The sequence below is a fragment of the Pseudomonas sp. MF06569 genome (genome assembly GCF_059862735.1).
Genome location: NZ_JCBCUZ010000002.1, coordinates 99,848 through 114,000 on the forward strand (window position 1 = coordinate 99,848; position 14,153 = coordinate 114,000).

Annotated in this window: 13 protein-coding genes and 6 tRNA genes; 16 read left to right on the forward strand and 3 right to left on the reverse strand. The window is 55.4% G+C overall.

Annotated features, from left to right (window positions below; translation table 11 throughout):
* The first annotated feature begins 73 nt into the window (after nucleotides 1–73).
* The 8 genes from AC19YQ_RS02790 (at nucleotide 74) to AC19YQ_RS02825 (ending at nucleotide 6,629) form a co-directional block, all read left to right on the forward strand.
* Nucleotides 74–1,018 carry an alpha/beta fold hydrolase gene (locus AC19YQ_RS02790; RefSeq protein WP_500594538.1) on the forward strand — a complete coding sequence of 315 codons (945 nt, stop codon included), beginning with the start codon at nucleotides 74–76 and terminating at the stop codon, nucleotides 1,016–1,018.
* Nucleotides 1,019–1,067: 49 nt separating this feature from the next.
* Nucleotides 1,068–1,559 carry a ribonuclease E activity regulator RraA gene (gene rraA / locus AC19YQ_RS02795; protein ID WP_133075704.1) on the forward strand — a complete coding sequence of 164 codons (492 nt, stop codon included), beginning with the start codon at nucleotides 1,068–1,070 and terminating at the stop codon, nucleotides 1,557–1,559.
* A 24-nt stretch (nucleotides 1,560–1,583) separates the two neighbouring features.
* Nucleotides 1,584–2,579 (forward strand): divalent cation transporter CmaX, encoded by a 996-nt coding sequence (gene cmaX, locus AC19YQ_RS02800; RefSeq protein ID WP_133075703.1) that lies wholly within the window; start codon nucleotides 1,584–1,586, stop codon nucleotides 2,577–2,579.
* Nucleotides 2,580–2,642: 63 nt separating this feature from the next.
* Complete coding sequence (locus AC19YQ_RS02805; RefSeq protein WP_019827671.1) at nucleotides 2,643–2,888, forward strand: hypothetical protein; 246 nt, start codon at nucleotides 2,643–2,645, stop codon at nucleotides 2,886–2,888.
* Nucleotides 2,889–2,890: 2 nt separating this feature from the next.
* Entirely contained in the window at nucleotides 2,891–3,715 is an 825-nt protein-coding gene (locus AC19YQ_RS02810; RefSeq protein WP_016779913.1) for a mechanosensitive ion channel family protein, read from the forward strand.
* A 91-nt stretch (nucleotides 3,716–3,806) separates the two neighbouring features.
* On the forward strand, nucleotides 3,807–4,397 hold the full coding sequence (gene sigX, locus AC19YQ_RS02815) for an RNA polymerase sigma factor SigX (RefSeq protein WP_029611289.1): 591 nt from the start codon (nucleotides 3,807–3,809) through the stop codon (nucleotides 4,395–4,397).
* 106 nt (nucleotides 4,398–4,503) lie between these two features.
* Entirely contained in the window at nucleotides 4,504–5,481 is a 978-nt protein-coding gene (locus AC19YQ_RS02820; protein ID WP_048358833.1) for an OmpA family protein, read from the forward strand.
* Nucleotides 5,482–5,603: 122 nt separating this feature from the next.
* Nucleotides 5,604–6,629 (forward strand): quinone-dependent dihydroorotate dehydrogenase, encoded by a 1,026-nt coding sequence (locus AC19YQ_RS02825; protein WP_133075702.1) that lies wholly within the window; start codon nucleotides 5,604–5,606, stop codon nucleotides 6,627–6,629.
* A gap of 116 nt (nucleotides 6,630–6,745) precedes the next feature.
* On the opposite strand, the gene rmf is transcribed toward AC19YQ_RS02825, so the two are convergent.
* The gene (gene rmf, locus AC19YQ_RS02830) at nucleotides 6,746–6,961 is read right to left on the reverse strand and encodes a ribosome modulation factor (protein WP_095003125.1); all 216 of its coding nucleotides are present in this window, start codon (nucleotides 6,959–6,961) and stop codon (nucleotides 6,746–6,748) included.
* Between the two features lie 540 nt (nucleotides 6,962–7,501).
* Here rmf and rlmKL point away from each other — a divergent pair.
* Nucleotides 7,502–9,772, forward strand: a complete 2,271-nt coding sequence (gene rlmKL, locus AC19YQ_RS02835; protein ID WP_133075701.1) for a bifunctional 23S rRNA (guanine(2069)-N(7))-methyltransferase RlmK/23S rRNA (guanine(2445)-N(2))-methyltransferase RlmL — start codon at nucleotides 7,502–7,504, stop codon at nucleotides 9,770–9,772.
* 82 nt (nucleotides 9,773–9,854) lie between these two features.
* Here rlmKL and dacB read toward each other — a convergent pair whose 3' ends face one another.
* Nucleotides 9,855–11,321 carry a D-alanyl-D-alanine carboxypeptidase/D-alanyl-D-alanine endopeptidase gene (gene dacB, locus AC19YQ_RS02840; RefSeq protein WP_500594539.1) on the reverse strand — a complete coding sequence of 489 codons (1,467 nt, stop codon included), beginning with the start codon at nucleotides 11,319–11,321 and terminating at the stop codon, nucleotides 9,855–9,857.
* Between the two features lie 232 nt (nucleotides 11,322–11,553).
* Between dacB and AC19YQ_RS02845 the strand changes: the two genes are divergently transcribed.
* Complete coding sequence (locus AC19YQ_RS02845; protein WP_019827656.1) at nucleotides 11,554–11,898, forward strand: YggL family protein; 345 nt, start codon at nucleotides 11,554–11,556, stop codon at nucleotides 11,896–11,898.
* Between the two features lie 218 nt (nucleotides 11,899–12,116).
* Here AC19YQ_RS02845 and AC19YQ_RS02850 read toward each other — a convergent pair whose 3' ends face one another.
* Nucleotides 12,117–12,875, reverse strand: a complete 759-nt coding sequence (locus tag AC19YQ_RS02850) for a hypothetical protein (protein WP_339473846.1) — start codon at nucleotides 12,873–12,875, stop codon at nucleotides 12,117–12,119.
* A 332-nt stretch (nucleotides 12,876–13,207) separates the two neighbouring features.
* On the opposite strand from AC19YQ_RS02850, the gene AC19YQ_RS02855 reads away from it, so the two are divergent.
* The 6 genes from AC19YQ_RS02855 to AC19YQ_RS02880 all read left to right on the forward strand — a co-directional run bounded on the left by AC19YQ_RS02855 (nucleotide 13,208) and on the right by AC19YQ_RS02880 (nucleotide 13,877).
* Nucleotides 13,208–13,283, forward strand: a tRNA-Glu gene (locus AC19YQ_RS02855).
* Nucleotides 13,284–13,285: 2 nt separating this feature from the next.
* A tRNA-Gly gene (locus AC19YQ_RS02860) sits at nucleotides 13,286–13,361 on the forward strand.
* A 101-nt stretch (nucleotides 13,362–13,462) separates the two neighbouring features.
* A tRNA-Glu gene (locus tag AC19YQ_RS02865) sits at nucleotides 13,463–13,538 on the forward strand.
* A 5-nt stretch (nucleotides 13,539–13,543) separates the two neighbouring features.
* Nucleotides 13,544–13,619 (forward strand) — tRNA-Gly (locus AC19YQ_RS02870).
* A gap of 101 nt (nucleotides 13,620–13,720) precedes the next feature.
* Nucleotides 13,721–13,796, forward strand: a tRNA-Glu gene (locus AC19YQ_RS02875).
* Between the two features lie 5 nt (nucleotides 13,797–13,801).
* A tRNA-Gly gene (locus AC19YQ_RS02880) sits at nucleotides 13,802–13,877 on the forward strand.
* Nucleotides 13,878–14,153 lie beyond the last annotated feature (276 nt).

Sequence of the window (14,153 nt, forward strand, 5' to 3'; positions counted from 1 at the left end):
AGGGCTGCCCTGCTCTTTATAGGCGGTAGGGCGAGTTCCTGTGTGAAGTCGCCCTTTTTTGTGCAAGAGCATTATGCAAAGCAGCAGTCTCCTTTTTCCCGTTGCCCTGATCAGCGCTGAGCGTCGGGGCGATCTGAGCGAAGATGTTTATCGCTTGAAGCCTGCCAACAGCCCGGATATTTCCGTTGAGCTGGTGGTCACTCGACTGGGCATGGCCGACGACACTCAGGTGCGTGGTGTGCCGGTCATTCTGTTACATGGCAGCTTTTCCAATCGGCGTTTTTGGTACTCGCCCAAAGGCGTAGGGTTGGGGGCATTTCTGGCCCGTGCCGGTTTTGATGTATGGCTGCCTGAAATGCGCGGTCACGGCCTTTCGTCGCGCAATATTGCCTGGAACAAGAACCGTGTTGCGGACTACGCCCGGTACGATTTGCCGGCCATTGCAGCGTTTGTCCGTGAACAGAGCGGGCAAGTTGCGCACTGGATCGGCCACTCCCAGGGCGCCATCAGTTTGGCGGCAGCCCTTGGCGGACAGTATCTGGGCGATAAGGACGTCGCGTCGGCAGCGTTTTTTGGCTGTCAGATCAATCGTCGTTATTGGTCGCTGAAAATCCCGCCGGTGCAGTGGGGGGCTTATTTGTTGTTGAAGCGTTTTGCGCAACTGTCGGGCACACGACTCAAGCGTGGCCCGGAAGACGAGCCGATCAGCATTGCCCTTGAAACACTGCGCTGGAACGGCTTTATGGGGCGCTTCAAGGACGCCGAGCGAGATTGGTGGGCCGGGCTGGCCGAAGTTCAGATCCCTTCGCTGGTGGTGGCAGCCGTGGGCGATCGGCAAGCGCCGCAATGGGCTTGCCGCAAATTGTTCGATCAGTTGGGTGGCGAGCAGCGCAGGTTCGTGGCGCTTGGCCGCGAACATGGCTTCAGCTCTGACTTCAGCCATGTTGAAATGCTGGTCAGCCAGCCTGCCCAGCAGGAAGTGTGGCCGTTGGTGCGCAGTTGGTTGAACGAACTTTAGTGCTATCGTTGTTCTCTCTGCTGTGCCCACTCTGAACAGGAGCTTTCTCGTGAATCACTACATCACTCCCGATCTGTGCGATGCCTACCCTGAGCTAGTGCAAGTGCTTGAACCGATGTTCAGCAACTTTGGCGGGCGCGACTCCTTTGGTGGCGAGATCGTGACCATCAAGTGCTTCGAGGACAATTCGCGCGTCAAGGAGCAGGCCGAACTCAACGGGCAGGGCAAAGTACTGGTAGTTGATGGCGGTGGTTCTCTGCGCCATGCCTTGCTGGGCGACATGATTGCCGAGAAAGCCGCGAAAAATGGCTGGGAAGGGATCGTGATTTACGGCTGTATCCGCGATGTCGATGTGCTCGCGCAAACCGATCTGGGCGTGCAGGCTCTGGCCAGTCACCCGCTCAAGAGCATCAGGCGCGGTGTGGGGGATGTGAATGTGCCGGTCACGTTTGCCGGTGTCACGTTCCGCCCCGGAGAATTTATTTATGCCGACAACAATGGCGTTATCATTTCGCCCACGGCTCTGAAAATACCGGCCTGAAGGCAATACCACTAAGGATCACGGATGTTCGAGGACGAAAACGCTCAATGGGGGCTGGTGCATGCACTGGTATTGGATGGGGAAGGTGGTGCGCGTCCGATCGCACGTACCGAGCTGAACGATCTGCAGTTGCAGGCCCACGAAAGCATCTGGTTGCACTGGGATCGCAGTCATCCGCAGACCCAGAGCTGGTTGCGTGATTCGAGTGGTTTAAGTGATTTCAGCTGTGACTTGCTGCTTGAGGAAAACACCCGTCCGCGTTTAGTGCCTGTCCCCAACAATGAGCTGCTGCTGTTTATGCGTGGGGTCAACCTGAATCCGGGTGCAGAGCCTGAAGACATGGTTTCGCTGCGTATCTTTGGCAGCGCGCAGCGGGTGATCTCGCTGCGCATGCGTCCACTTCGGGCCACTGATGAACTGCTCGGTGAATTCTCCCAGGGCGAAGGTCCGAAAACCCCCTCTGAACTGATTCTTTATCTGGCGCAGCACCTGACGTTGAAGGTGCAGGATTTGATCGGAGATCTGTCAGAAATCGTCGATGACGAAGAAGATAAGATAGATGCCGACGAACGGTATACCCCTGACCATAACTCCATTTTGCAGGTTCGACGACGGGCTGCCGCCTTGCGTCGTTTCCTGGCCCCGCAGCGGGATATTTTCGGTCAGCTCACGCGTACCAAATTACCGTGGTTCAGCGCCGATGATGCCGACTACTGGAACGAACTGAACAACAGCCTGACCCGTTATCTGGAGGAGCTTGAACTGACCCGCGAGCGCGTGGGGCTGGTGCTTGAGTCCGAAGACCGACGTTTGAACGTGCGCATGAGCCGCATCATGTATCGCTTCGGCGTGCTCACCGGGATCTTTCTTCCGATCACGTTTATTACCGGTTTGCTGGGGATCAATGTGGGGGGCGTTCCGTTCTCCAATGACTCTTATGGGTTTGCTGTGACGTGCGGTGTGATGCTGCTCATCGGGGTGGGGCAGTGGTGGTTTTATCGCCGATTGCAGTGGCTGTGAGTGAGCCTGATGTGACCTCGATAAATGTGCCTTCGTCTTTTACTGACTTACCGAGAGGTGCTTATGCACGATCCGTTTGAACAGTCCTTACGTGAAATGCTCAAGGCTCCTACGTCCAATCGTGACGACGACGCCTGCCTGGGTCGCGTACTGAAAACCGCCAACCGTCAGGTCGGTGCGGGTGATCTTTTCAGTCTGCTGGGGCGCTGGATGCAAGCACTGATGATTGCTTTGAATAGCGGTTCAGCTCATATTGCGCCCGTTTCGCGGCGCAAACCTGCTGCTCGCCCTGTTGATAAGGCTGATTGAACATGGAATTGAATGTCTGGACCCAGAGCCTGGTCGCGGCAATGACTGCCTTGTGGACTAAGATTGCGAACTTCATTCCCAACCTCTTCGGGGCGTTGGTGGTAGTACTGCTGGGCTTCGTGGTTGCAAAACTGCTCGATGCCCTGCTGTCCAAGCTGCTTGCCAAATTGGGCCTTGATCGCCTGATGGGTGGCACGGGCCTGACCAAAATATTGGCACGGGTCGGGATTCAAGTGCCGATCTCGACGCTGATCGGCAAGATCGTGTACTGGTTTGTGCTGCTGGTGTTCCTGGTTTCGGCGGCTCAGTCGCTGGGTCTTGATCGCGTTTCATCTGCGCTTGACCTGCTGACAGTGTATCTGCCCAAGGTGTTTGGTGCGTTGCTGGTCCTGTTGGCCGGCGTGCTGCTGGCACAGGTACTTAACGGCCTGGTTCGTGGCGCTGCCGAAAGTGTCGGTTTTGATTACGCCAGCGGGTTGGGCCGGGTGACTCAAGGCCTGGTCATTATCATCAGTATTTCGGTTGCCATCAGCCAGCTGGAGGTCAAAACCGACCTCCTGAACCATGTGATTGTGATTGTGTTGATTACCGTTGGTCTGGCCATTGCCTTGGCAATGGGGCTGGGCAGTCGGGAAATCGCGGGGCAGATACTTGCCGGCATCTATGTGCGTGAGCTGTATCAAGTTGGGCAGGAAGTCCGTGTGGGCGAGGTTGAAGGGCAGATCGAAGAGATTGGCACGGTTAAAACCACGTTGCTGACCGATGAGGGTGAGCTAGTCTCCATCTCGAATCGGATCTTGTTGGAGCAGCACGTAACCAGTCGCTGAGGCGGCAAACCCTGCTAATGTACGCCGCCGCAAAAAAGCCATGATTGATAGGCTGCGGCGGACATTGACCTGACTGCTGGCACAACTCGTTTTGAATAAAGCCCAATCGCTATCCATGCGCTACGATCCCCGCGAGCTCTCTGATGAGGAGCTGGTGGCGCGCTCGCATGATGAGTTGTTTCACGTGACGCGTGCTTATGAAGAGCTGATGCGGCGCTATCAACGTACTTTGTTCAACGTTTGTTCAAGGTATTTAGGGAACGATAGGGACGCTGATGATGTCTGTCAGGAAGTCATGCTGAAAGTGCTGTACGGTTTGAAGAATTTTGAAGGGAAGTCGAAATTCAAGACATGGCTATATAGCATCACTTACAACGAATGCATTACACAGTATCGGAAGGAACGGCGAAAGCGTCGCTTGATGGACGCATTAAGTATTGACCCCCTCGAGGAAGCGTCCGAAGAAAAGGCGCCGAAACCTGAGGAAAAGGGCGGACTTGATCGCTGGCTGGTGCATGTAAACCCGATTGATCGGGAAATTCTCGTGCTGCGTTTTGTCGCAGAACTGGAATTTCAGGAAATCGCGGACATAATGCATATGGGTTTGAGTGCGACAAAGATGCGTTACAAGCGCGCTCTAGATAAATTGCGTGAGAAATTTGCAGGTATTGCTGAAACTTAGTTCAGCGCAAATGGCTCTACGTGTAGGCAAGGTCTGATAGACTTGCCGCCGAGTTGTCCCCCGGTATGTGGGACTGCTTTACAATCACCAGATGGGGATTTAACGGATGAAACTGAAAAACACCTTGGGCATTGCCATTGGTTCCTTTGTAGCCGCAACTTCGTTCGGTGCCCTGGCACAAGGCCAAGGCGCGGTCGAGGGTGAACTGTTCTACAAAAAACAGTACAACGACAGCGTCAAGCACGTAGAAGACGGCTACAACCCAGGCGCATCGATCGGTTACTTCCTGACCGACGACGTTTCGTTGAACCTGACCTACGACAAAACCAACCACACCCGTTCGAATGACGGCACTGGCAACCAGAAAATCAAAGGCGACAACTTTGGTCTGAACGCTCAGTACCACTTCGGCACCGTAGGCGACGCTCTGCGTCCATACGTTTCCGGCGGTGTTGCTCACAAGAGCATGACCAACGTGATCGCAGACGGCCACAGCGGTCGTGACCAGTCGACTTTCCTGACTGCAGGCGCTGGTGTTAAGTGGTACATCACTGACAACCTGTTCGCCCGTGCTGGCGTTGAAGCTGACTACAAACTGGACAACGGCAAGTGGGACTACGCTCCTACCGTTGGTCTGGGTGTGAACTTCGGCGGCAACGGCGGTAAAGTCGCTCCTGCTCCAGTTCCAGCTCCAGCACCAATCGCTGAGCCAGAACCAGAAGCTCCAATCGCTGAAGTTGTTCGCGTTGAACTTGACGTGAAATTCGACTTCGACAAATCCAACGTTAAGCCGCAGTACGCAGCTGATATCAACAACGTTGCTGATTTCATGAAGCAGTACCCAGCTACTACCACCACTGTTGCTGGTTACACTGACAGCGTTGGTACCGATGCCTACAACCAGAAACTGTCGCAGCGTCGTGCTGACGCCGTTCGTGCAGCCCTGGTTAACCAAGGTGTTGCAGCTAACCGTGTAGACGCTGTCGGTCACGGTAAAGCCAACCCAGTTGCAAGCAACGCAACTGCAGAAGGCCGTGAACTGAACCGTCGCGTAGAAGCGACCGTTCAAGCAGAAGCTAAGTAATTATTTAGCTCGGCTGTTCAGAAAAACCCGGCTTAGGCCGGGTTTTTCTTTGCCTGTGATTTAGCGGTCCGCGCAGCTATAATCGCGCACTCTTCAAGTACCCCTTTGAGTCCAATCAGCCCATGTATAACCTGGCCCGCCAGTTGCTCTTCAAACTCTCCCCTGAAACCTCTCACGATTTGTCCCTGGACTTGATCGGTGCGGGTGGCCGTCTCGGGCTCAACGGTTTGTTGTGCAAGGCGCCAGCAAGGCTGCCAGTGAAGGTCATGGGGCTCGATTTTCCGAACCCGGTCGGGCTGGCCGCAGGTCTGGACAAAAACGGTGCAGCCATTGATGGTTTTGCGCAGTTGGGTTTTGGATTTGTCGAGATCGGCACGGTGACGCCGCGCCCTCAGCCAGGCAATCCCAAGCCACGCATTTTCCGACTGCCTGAAGCGCAGGCAATCATCAACCGCATGGGGTTTAACAACCTTGGGGTTGATCATTTGCTGACGCGGGTTCAGGCGGCCAAGTACACCGGTATTCTGGGGATCAACATTGGCAAGAACTTCGACACGCCGGTAGAGCGCGCGGTCGATGACTACCTGATCTGCCTGGATAAGGTGTATGCCCACGCCAGTTATGTCACCGTAAACGTGAGTTCGCCCAATACTCCAGGCCTGCGCAGCCTGCAATTTGGCGATTCGCTCAAGCAGTTGCTTGAAGCCCTACAAGTGCGTCAGAACGAACTGACACAGCGCCACGGTAAACGCGTACCGCTGGCAATCAAGATCGCACCTGACATGACCGACGAAGAAACCGTGCTCGTGGCTCAGGCGCTGCTTGAGACGGGTATGGACGCGGTCATTGCGACCAACACTACCCTGAGTCGCGTAGGTGTTGAGGGCATGGAGCATGGCGACGAGGCTGGCGGCCTGTCGGGCGCGCCGGTGCGTGACAAGAGTACCCATACGGTCAAGGTGCTGGCAGGAGAGCTGGCAGGTCGTATGCCGATCATTGCGGCGGGCGGAATCACCGAAGGCAAGTACGCGGCTGAGAAAATCGCTGCGGGTGCGAGCCTGGTGCAGATTTACTCGGGTTTCATCTACAAGGGCCCGGCCTTGATTCGCGAATCCGTCGATGCCATTTCCGCCTTGGCGCGGTCATAAATCGGCAGGCAATAAAAAGGGCTCCCTGAGGAGCCCTTGGGCCGAAGCCCGCCGCCCGGATAGGACGGCATGGTTGAGTCATTGCATCTTCGAGGTGATGTCGGATTTGCCCAGAGTTAGCCGACGGCGTGAAGTTCGTTGAGTCTGTGGATGCCCGCAGTGCCAGTCATACCGTCCCAGTTGTCGCCGCGTCCTTCGCGCCAGCCGTTAATCCAGGCTTGGCGTACCGACGGTAGAGTAAAAGGGCAAAGCTCGCGGGATTTTCCATTAACACCGTATTGATATCCGCGTAAGAAAGCTTTTTCCAACGGATCACGCTTAAGTCTTCTCATAGGGTATTGCCCTCACTTGTTGACTGTTTTATTTAGCGTCGACCTTCTGAAGGTCGGGGCAGAGTGTTCTGCCGTTGGTGTGCTCGCTGCCGGCGTGGCGAGCATTTCGTTATGGCCTGTGCGGCGATAACCTGAGTTGAGTTCTAACCAATGCGCCAAGGCGTGTGAATGATCGTTTTGTCATAAGCACGTAACGATATTGGTGTTATGGCCATAAGTAAGGTCGCTTTTCTGCTGCGAAATGCGACCAAAGCCTGTCAGGGCGAGTGTTTACAAATATGATGCGTTTCATTCTCTGCTGCGAATATCCCCCTGTTTTGCTGGGGCACTATTCGACGAAGGGTCTGAATATGACCAATTGTTTCTCGATGAATGACCTGCCTCTGCGTCTAAACTCTTCGTGCCTCAGGGCATGAAAAACGCATCGGTGGAACGGCACATTTTCGTGCCACACGAGCGCTCTTCAAGAAAAGCGCTTGATTGAAAACGGAGCAGGCAATGCGTTGCCTCTTCACTGATAGCTAAAAGCTCAGGAATCCCATGTCGGATCGTTACGAACTCTTCCTTACCTGCCCTAAAGGCCTTGAAGGCCTTCTCCTCGAAGAGGCCACCGGCCTTGGCCTTGAGGAAGCTCGCGAGCACACCTCGGCCATTCGTGGCATGGCAGATATGGAAACTGCCTACCGCTTGTGTCTATGGTCGCGCCTCGCCAACCGTGTGTTGCTGGTGCTCAAGCGTTTTCCGATGAAAGATGCGGAAGACCTGTACCACGGCGTTCTGGACATTGACTGGCATGACCACATGGTCCCGGATGGCACGCTGGCTGTTGAATTCAGCGGTCATGGTTCGGGTATCGACAACACGCACTTTGGTGCGTTGAAAGTAAAAGACGCAATCGTCGACAAGTTGCGTACGCCGTCTGGCGAGCGTCCGTCCATCGACAAGATCAGCCCGGACATTCGTATCCACCTGCGACTGGATCGCGGCGAAGCCATTCTGTCCCTGGACCTGTCAGGTCACAGCTTGCACCAGCGTGGCTACCGTCTGCAGCAAGGTGCTGCACCGCTGAAGGAAAACCTCGCGGCTGCCATCCTGATTCGTTCGGGCTGGCCACGTATGGCAGCCGAAGGCGCTGCCTTGGCTGACCCGATGTGTGGTGTGGGTACGTTCCTGGTTGAAGGCGCAATGATTGCTGCCGACATGGCGCCTAACCTGAACCGCATTCACTGGGGTTTTGATGCCTGGCTGGGCCACGTGCCGGCTATCTGGAAAAAACTTCACCAGGAAGCCACTGAGCGTGCAGAAGTCGGCATGGCCAAGCCACCTCTGTGGATTCGTGGTTATGAAGCCGACCCGCGCCTGATCCAGCCTGCACGCAATAACATCGAGCGCGCCGGTCTGAGCCACTGGATCAAGATTTACCAGGGCGAGGTTGCGACCTTCGAGCCGCGTCCGGACCAGAACCAGAAAGGCCTGGTGATCTGCAACCCTCCGTACGGTGAGCGTCTGGGCGACGAGGCGAGCTTGCTCTATCTCTACCAGAACCTCGGCGAGCGTCTGCGTCAGGCTTGCTTGAACTGGGAGGCCGCGGTGTTTACCGGTGCTCCGGATCTGGGCAAGCGCATGGGGATTCGCAGCCATAAGCAGTACTCGTTCTGGAACGGCGCGTTGCCGTGCAAGCTGCTGTTGATCAAGGTTGTGCCGGATCAGTTTGTGACGGGTGAGCGACGTACGCCTGAGCAGCGTCAGATTGATCGCGAGCAGGCTGAGTCCGATCTGCCGTCGAACATCGAAGCGCCAGGTAAATACGAGAAGTTCAACAAGAACGGCAACCCGATCAAGCCAGTGCCGGTGGTGATCGAACAGCCGCGCTTGAGCGAGGGCGGGCAGATGTTTGCCAACCGCCTGCAAAAAAATCTCAAGGCGCTGAGCAAGTGGGTCAAGCGTGAAGGGATCGATTGCTATCGTGTCTACGACGCCGATATGCCGGAATATGCGATGGCGATCGACCTGTACCACGACTGGGTTCACGTTCAGGAGTATGTGGCACCGAAATCCATTGATCCTGAAAAAGCTTCGGCGCGCATGTTCGATGCCTTGGCAGCCATTCCCCAGGCGCTGAACATCGACAAGAGTCGTGTGATCGTCAAGCGTCGTGAGCGCCAGAGCGGCACCAAGCAGTACGAGCGTCAAAGTGCCCAGGGCAAGTTCACCGAGGTCAATGAAGGCGGTGTGAAGCTGCTGGTGAACCTCACGGACTATCTGGATACCGGTCTGTTCCTGGATCACCGCCCAATGCGCATGCGCATTCAGAAAGAGGCTGCAGGCAAGCGCTTCCTCAATCTGTACTGCTACACCGCGACCGCCAGCGTCCATGCTGCCAAGGGCGGTGCTCGCAGCACCACCAGCGTCGACTTGTCCAAGACTTATCTGGACTGGGCGCGCCGTAACCTGTCTCTGAACGGTTTTTCGGATAAAAACCGCCTGGAGCAGGGCGATGTGATGGTGTGGCTGGATGCCTGTCGTGAAGAGTACGACCTGATCTTTATTGATCCGCCGACCTTCTCCAACTCCAAGCGCATGGAAGGGATCTTCGATGTGCAGCGCGATCACGTGCAGTTGCTGGATCTGGCCATGGCGCGTCTGGCGCCGGGTGGGGTGCTGTACTTCTCGAACAACTTCCGCAAATTCATCCTCGATGAAAATCTGGAAGCGCGTTATGCCGTGGAAGAAATAACCGCCAGCACCATCGATCCGGACTTTGCCCGCAACAGCAAAATTCACCGTGCCTGGAAAATCATGGCCCGGTAATACCGGTGCTGTAAGCCCGCCCCCATAAAAAAACGCCCCTGATCGCAAGATCAGGGGCGTTTTTTATTGCTTGGTCAACGCCTTACTGGGCTATGGAGACCGCACTGTTGGGAACTTGTGGCTGGCGATACAGATCGAGCAGCACTTGATCGAGAATGGCCGAAGCGCCCCACGGGCGAGGGTCGTTGAGGATGGCGACCACCGCCCAGGTATTGCCGTTGCTGTCGCGGCTAAACCCGGAAATGGCGCGCACTGTATTGAGTGTGCCGGTCTTGATGTGAGCCTGGCCGTTCATGGCGGTGGTTTTCAGGCGTTTACGCATGGTGCCGTCTTTGCCGGCAATCGGCATGGAGCTGATGAATTCGGCAGCGTAGGGGCTTTGCCAGGCGGCCTGTAGCATTTGCGCCATTTCACGTGCGCTCACGCGTTCGGCCCGGGACAAGCCGGAACCGTTTTCCATGACCAGATGGGGTGCGGTGATGCCTTTTTTGGCCAGCCATTGGCGTACTACACGCTGTGCAGCTTTGGCATCGTCACCGTCGGCGTCGTTGCGAAACTGTGCGCCCAGGCTCAGGAACAGTTGCTGGGCCATGGTGTTGTTACTATATTTGTTGATGTCGCGAATGATTTCGGCCAGATCCGGAGAGAATGCCCGTGCCAGCAGTTTCGAGTTCTTCGGCACGCTGGCCTGGCGGTCCTGGCCTTGAATGCTGCCGCCCAGCTCTTTCCAAATGGCGCGTACAGCGCCGGCTGTGTAGGTCGCGTGATCAAGCAGGGACAAGTAGGTTTGCGAGTTGCAGCCGTCGGCCAGCTGTCCGCTCACGGTGACGAGTACCGAGCCGTCGGCTTGGGGTACCGGGTTGTAGCGCACGTCACCTGTGCATTGCTTGGCATTGACGGCCTTGACCTGATTGTCGATTTTGATGCTGGCAATCGGTGGTTCGACTGATATCAGGACTTTGCCCCCGTCGTTGCGGGCCACGAAGCGCAAGGCTTTAAGGTTGACCAGCAGCGAGTCGGGCTTGACCAGGAAGGGTTTGTTTTTATCGTTGCCATCGTCGTTGAAGACGGGTAATTGCGGTTGATTGAAGAAGTTGCGATCAAGTACCAGGTCGCCGGTTACCTGTTGCACGCCATTGGCGCGCAGGTCGCGCATCAACAGCCATAGTTTTTCCATGTTCAGCTTGGGATCGCCGCCGCCCTTGAGGTAAAGGTTACCTTGCAGGATGCCGTTGTTCAGGGTGCCATCTGTGTAGAACTCGGTTTTCCACTGATGGGTGGGGCCGAGCATTTCCAGGGCCGCGTAAGTGGTCACCAGCTTCATCGTGGAGGCCGGGTTCATGGATACATCGGCATTGAATACGGTTGGAATGCCCGGGCCGTTGAGCGGCAGGAGGACCAATGACAGTGCATCGTTCTGCAGTTTATTGGTTTTGAGTGCTTGCTGAACTTTGGGCGAGAGCGTTGTGTTGACAGGGGCGGCGTTGGCGCCGAAGGCCAGTGGCAAAAAAAGGCTGGCAAGAAGCAATGGCCGTAAAGATTTGATCATAAGAAGTAAAACCCTGCAGGCGAGGGAAAAAAATAAGAGGGATGATGAAAAGTTCCCTCAATGGTCTTAAAAGTGTTGGCATTATGCCCCAAGGTTGTTGGGCTTGTGCATCCACCTGTAACAGGGTTTGGCGGATTAAGTATAGAAAACGATGAACCGTTCACACGGAACCGGGCAAGCGTTGCCTTAAGCTGCTAAAGTGCCGCCCGTTATTACTTAAGAGGATTGTTCAATGGCTACTAATCGTTCCCAGCGTCTGCGCAAAAAACTGTGCGTTGATGAATTTCAGGAGTTGGGTTTTGAGCTGAACCTGGATTTCAAAGAAGACCTGTCGGAAGAGGCTATCGATGCATTCCTGGCAGACTTCCTGGCGCAAGCCATGGAAGCTAACGGCCTGGGTTATGTTGGCGGCGACGACTACGGTCTGGTTTGCCTGCAGAAGCGCGGCTCGGTCAGCGAAGAACAGCGTGCAGCTGTTGAATCCTGGTTGAAAGCGCGCCCAGAGCTGAGCAGCGTTGAAGTTAGCCCGCTGTTGGACGTGTGGTACCCGGAAAAGCCAATCAATCCGGTAGCCTGACGTCAAACGCAAAGGCGGCCCGAGCGGCTGCCTTTGTGTGTTACGCCCTCTGACCCGTCCCGGGTTTTGCAGCACATCCTTCCACTGTATTGCCCGCACTGATCTGCGTGATTTTTCGTGGGTGCCATTAGCGTGTTCGGTCAGACACGTCGCGTCGCTTTTGATCGCGAGCAAGCCCGCTCCCACAAGAGCGGTATTGATCACCCATTTTGGGTGCCTTAGTCGTAAATGGCTTTCTTCTTCCAGTCAGCATCCGCTTCGTCGGTTTTCAAGCCTTCAGTCAGTTCATTGACTTCACCCGTGGTCGGCTCAAGTGCGTTCAGCACCTGTGCGTTGGCGCGTGCAAGCTGGGTCTCGAAGTCCTTGATTTGTGCGTTGTACATGGCGGGTACCGGCTGCTTGCGCAAGTACTGCACCGCGCGTTCAAAAGCCAGGCGCGCCTGTGCGGGCTGATTTTTTTGCAGGGCGAGCTTGCCCAGGTTGTTGAAAAATTCGATATGCAGCACGACCAGCAAATTTCGAATCTCTTTGATCCACTGCTTGGCTTCGTTGGTCGGTAAAAAACCATCCTGGGCCGCCCGGGTAATTTGCCCGTGCAGCGTTTCAAGCAAAAAACGCACGTCTTTGGCTTTTGCTTCGGTCAGGACAGGGTTTGGCGGGTTGTTGACGGGGATAGACTCGCCTTTGGCAATCAGCCCGTTAAGCTCTGCAACTTGTGCCTTTAAAGCTGCACTGGATTTTTGCAGGAGCAGCAGGCGTTGCGTGGCATTGAGCTCAAGGCGCGTGAGCAGCAGCTTGAGGGCAGGGAACATCAGCTGGCCGGGAAAGGTCTCGTTGACTTCGCTGCAGCGACGTATGCGGTCGTTGAGTTCGACCTTGAGTCGGGCTTTTTCCAGTTTATTGTTTTCCACTACATGGTTCATGTAGACGATTGCGATCAGCAGTGCGATCCCGACGACGACAAGCAGGGCGATCATGGAGGGCGTCAACGTTAAAACCTCTTCTGAATGTGGGTGCGCTGTCTCGGTGAGGTCGGCGTGCCTGTCTATATAGAGAGGCTGGGAATAGGCGGGCAGCAATCTGCCATCACTGAGGTCGGGCCATCATAACCCCTTGTAGGGTGACGGAATATAGGCGCCAAGAGTTGGTCGACATACTGCGTAGGAAAGCGCCGAGAGAAGAGGGAAGTCATTGATTTCAATATATTTTCATATTGGGGTTGACGACTTTCAAATCCATCCCTAGAATGCGCGCCAATTGCAGCGTAAAGCGAACAGCCAAACGCATGTAACCAGTGAAGTTGTAGCGTGTCCCCTTCGTCTAGTGGCCTAGGACACCGCCCTTTCACGGCGGTAACAGGGGTTCGAGTCCCCTAGGGGACGCCATTGCGGGAATAGCTCAGTTGGTAGAGCACGACCTTGCCAAGGTCGGGGTCGCGAGTTCGAGTCTCGTTTCCCGCTCCATTTTTAAGCAGCTTCGCTTTCGGGCGGAGTTGAGTGAAAGCCAAGACATTAGCGTTAGTTAGTGATCTGGCACTGAAATGTACGTGTACATTTCGGGCAACGTCCCCTTCGTCTAGTGGCCTAGGACACCGCCCTTTCACGGCGGTAACAGGGGTTCGAGTCCCCTAGGGGACGCCATTATTGCGGGAATAGCTCAGTTGGTAGAGCACGACCTTGCCAAGGTCGGGGTCGCGAGTTCGAGTCTCGTTTCCCGCTCCATTTTTAAGCAGCTTCGCTTTCGGGCGGAGTTGAGTGAAAGCCAAGACATTAGCGTTAGTTAGTGATCTGGCACTGAAATGTACGTGTACATTTCGGGCAACGTCCCCTTCGTCTAGTGGCCTAGGACACCGCCCTTTCACGGCGGTAACAGGGGTTCGAGTCCCCTAGGGGACGCCATTATTGCGGGAATAGCTCAGTTGGTAGAGCACGACCTTGCCAAGGTCGGGGTCGCGAGTTCGAGTCTCGTTTCCCGCTCCAAATTTTGTTTTTTGGAGCTACGCAGTTTCAAAAAACACTCAGAAAGCAGCCCTAGGGCTGCTTTTTGCGTTTCCGGGTTTTGATTTCTGGCCCACCCCTCGCAATACATCCGCAACAAGGCTACGACCCGCATCCGTGCGAATGTTTGTGCCGCTCTATTGAATTCAGCAGCTACGCTGAAAACATCGCAACTCATATTTTCTCCGGCATTAAGCACTCTCGCAGGGAGGCGACAGGCAAATTGCGTGCTCGGCGGCCCCTCCACAACCAGAGAAT

Bases quoted from the DNA above. Each gene is read 5' to 3' on its own strand.
- AC19YQ_RS02805 (WP_019827671.1), top strand. From the start codon at position 2,643: ATGCACGATCCGTTTGAACAGTCCTTACGTGAAATGCTCAAGGCTCCT.
- cmaX (WP_133075703.1), top strand. From the start codon at position 1,584: ATGTTCGAGGACGAAAACGCTCAATGGGGGCTGGTGCATGCACTGGTA.
- AC19YQ_RS02845 (WP_019827656.1), top strand. From the start codon at position 11,554: ATGGCTACTAATCGTTCCCAGCGTCTGCGCAAAAAACTGTGCGTTGAT.
- AC19YQ_RS02820 (WP_048358833.1), top strand. From the start codon at position 4,504: ATGAAACTGAAAAACACCTTGGGCATTGCCATTGGTTCCTTTGTAGCC.
- rmf (WP_095003125.1), bottom strand. From the start codon at position 6,961: ATGAGAAGACTTAAGCGTGATCCGTTGGAAAAAGCTTTCTTACGCGGA.
- rlmKL (WP_133075701.1), top strand. From the start codon at position 7,502: ATGTCGGATCGTTACGAACTCTTCCTTACCTGCCCTAAAGGCCTTGAA.
- AC19YQ_RS02825 (WP_133075702.1), top strand. From the start codon at position 5,604: ATGTATAACCTGGCCCGCCAGTTGCTCTTCAAACTCTCCCCTGAAACC.
- AC19YQ_RS02850 (WP_339473846.1), bottom strand. From the start codon at position 12,875: ATGATCGCCCTGCTTGTCGTCGTCGGGATCGCACTGCTGATCGCAATC.
- dacB (WP_500594539.1), bottom strand. From the start codon at position 11,321: ATGATCAAATCTTTACGGCCATTGCTTCTTGCCAGCCTTTTTTTGCCA.
- AC19YQ_RS02810 (WP_016779913.1), top strand. From the start codon at position 2,891: ATGGAATTGAATGTCTGGACCCAGAGCCTGGTCGCGGCAATGACTGCC.
- AC19YQ_RS02790 (WP_500594538.1), top strand. From the start codon at position 74: ATGCAAAGCAGCAGTCTCCTTTTTCCCGTTGCCCTGATCAGCGCTGAG.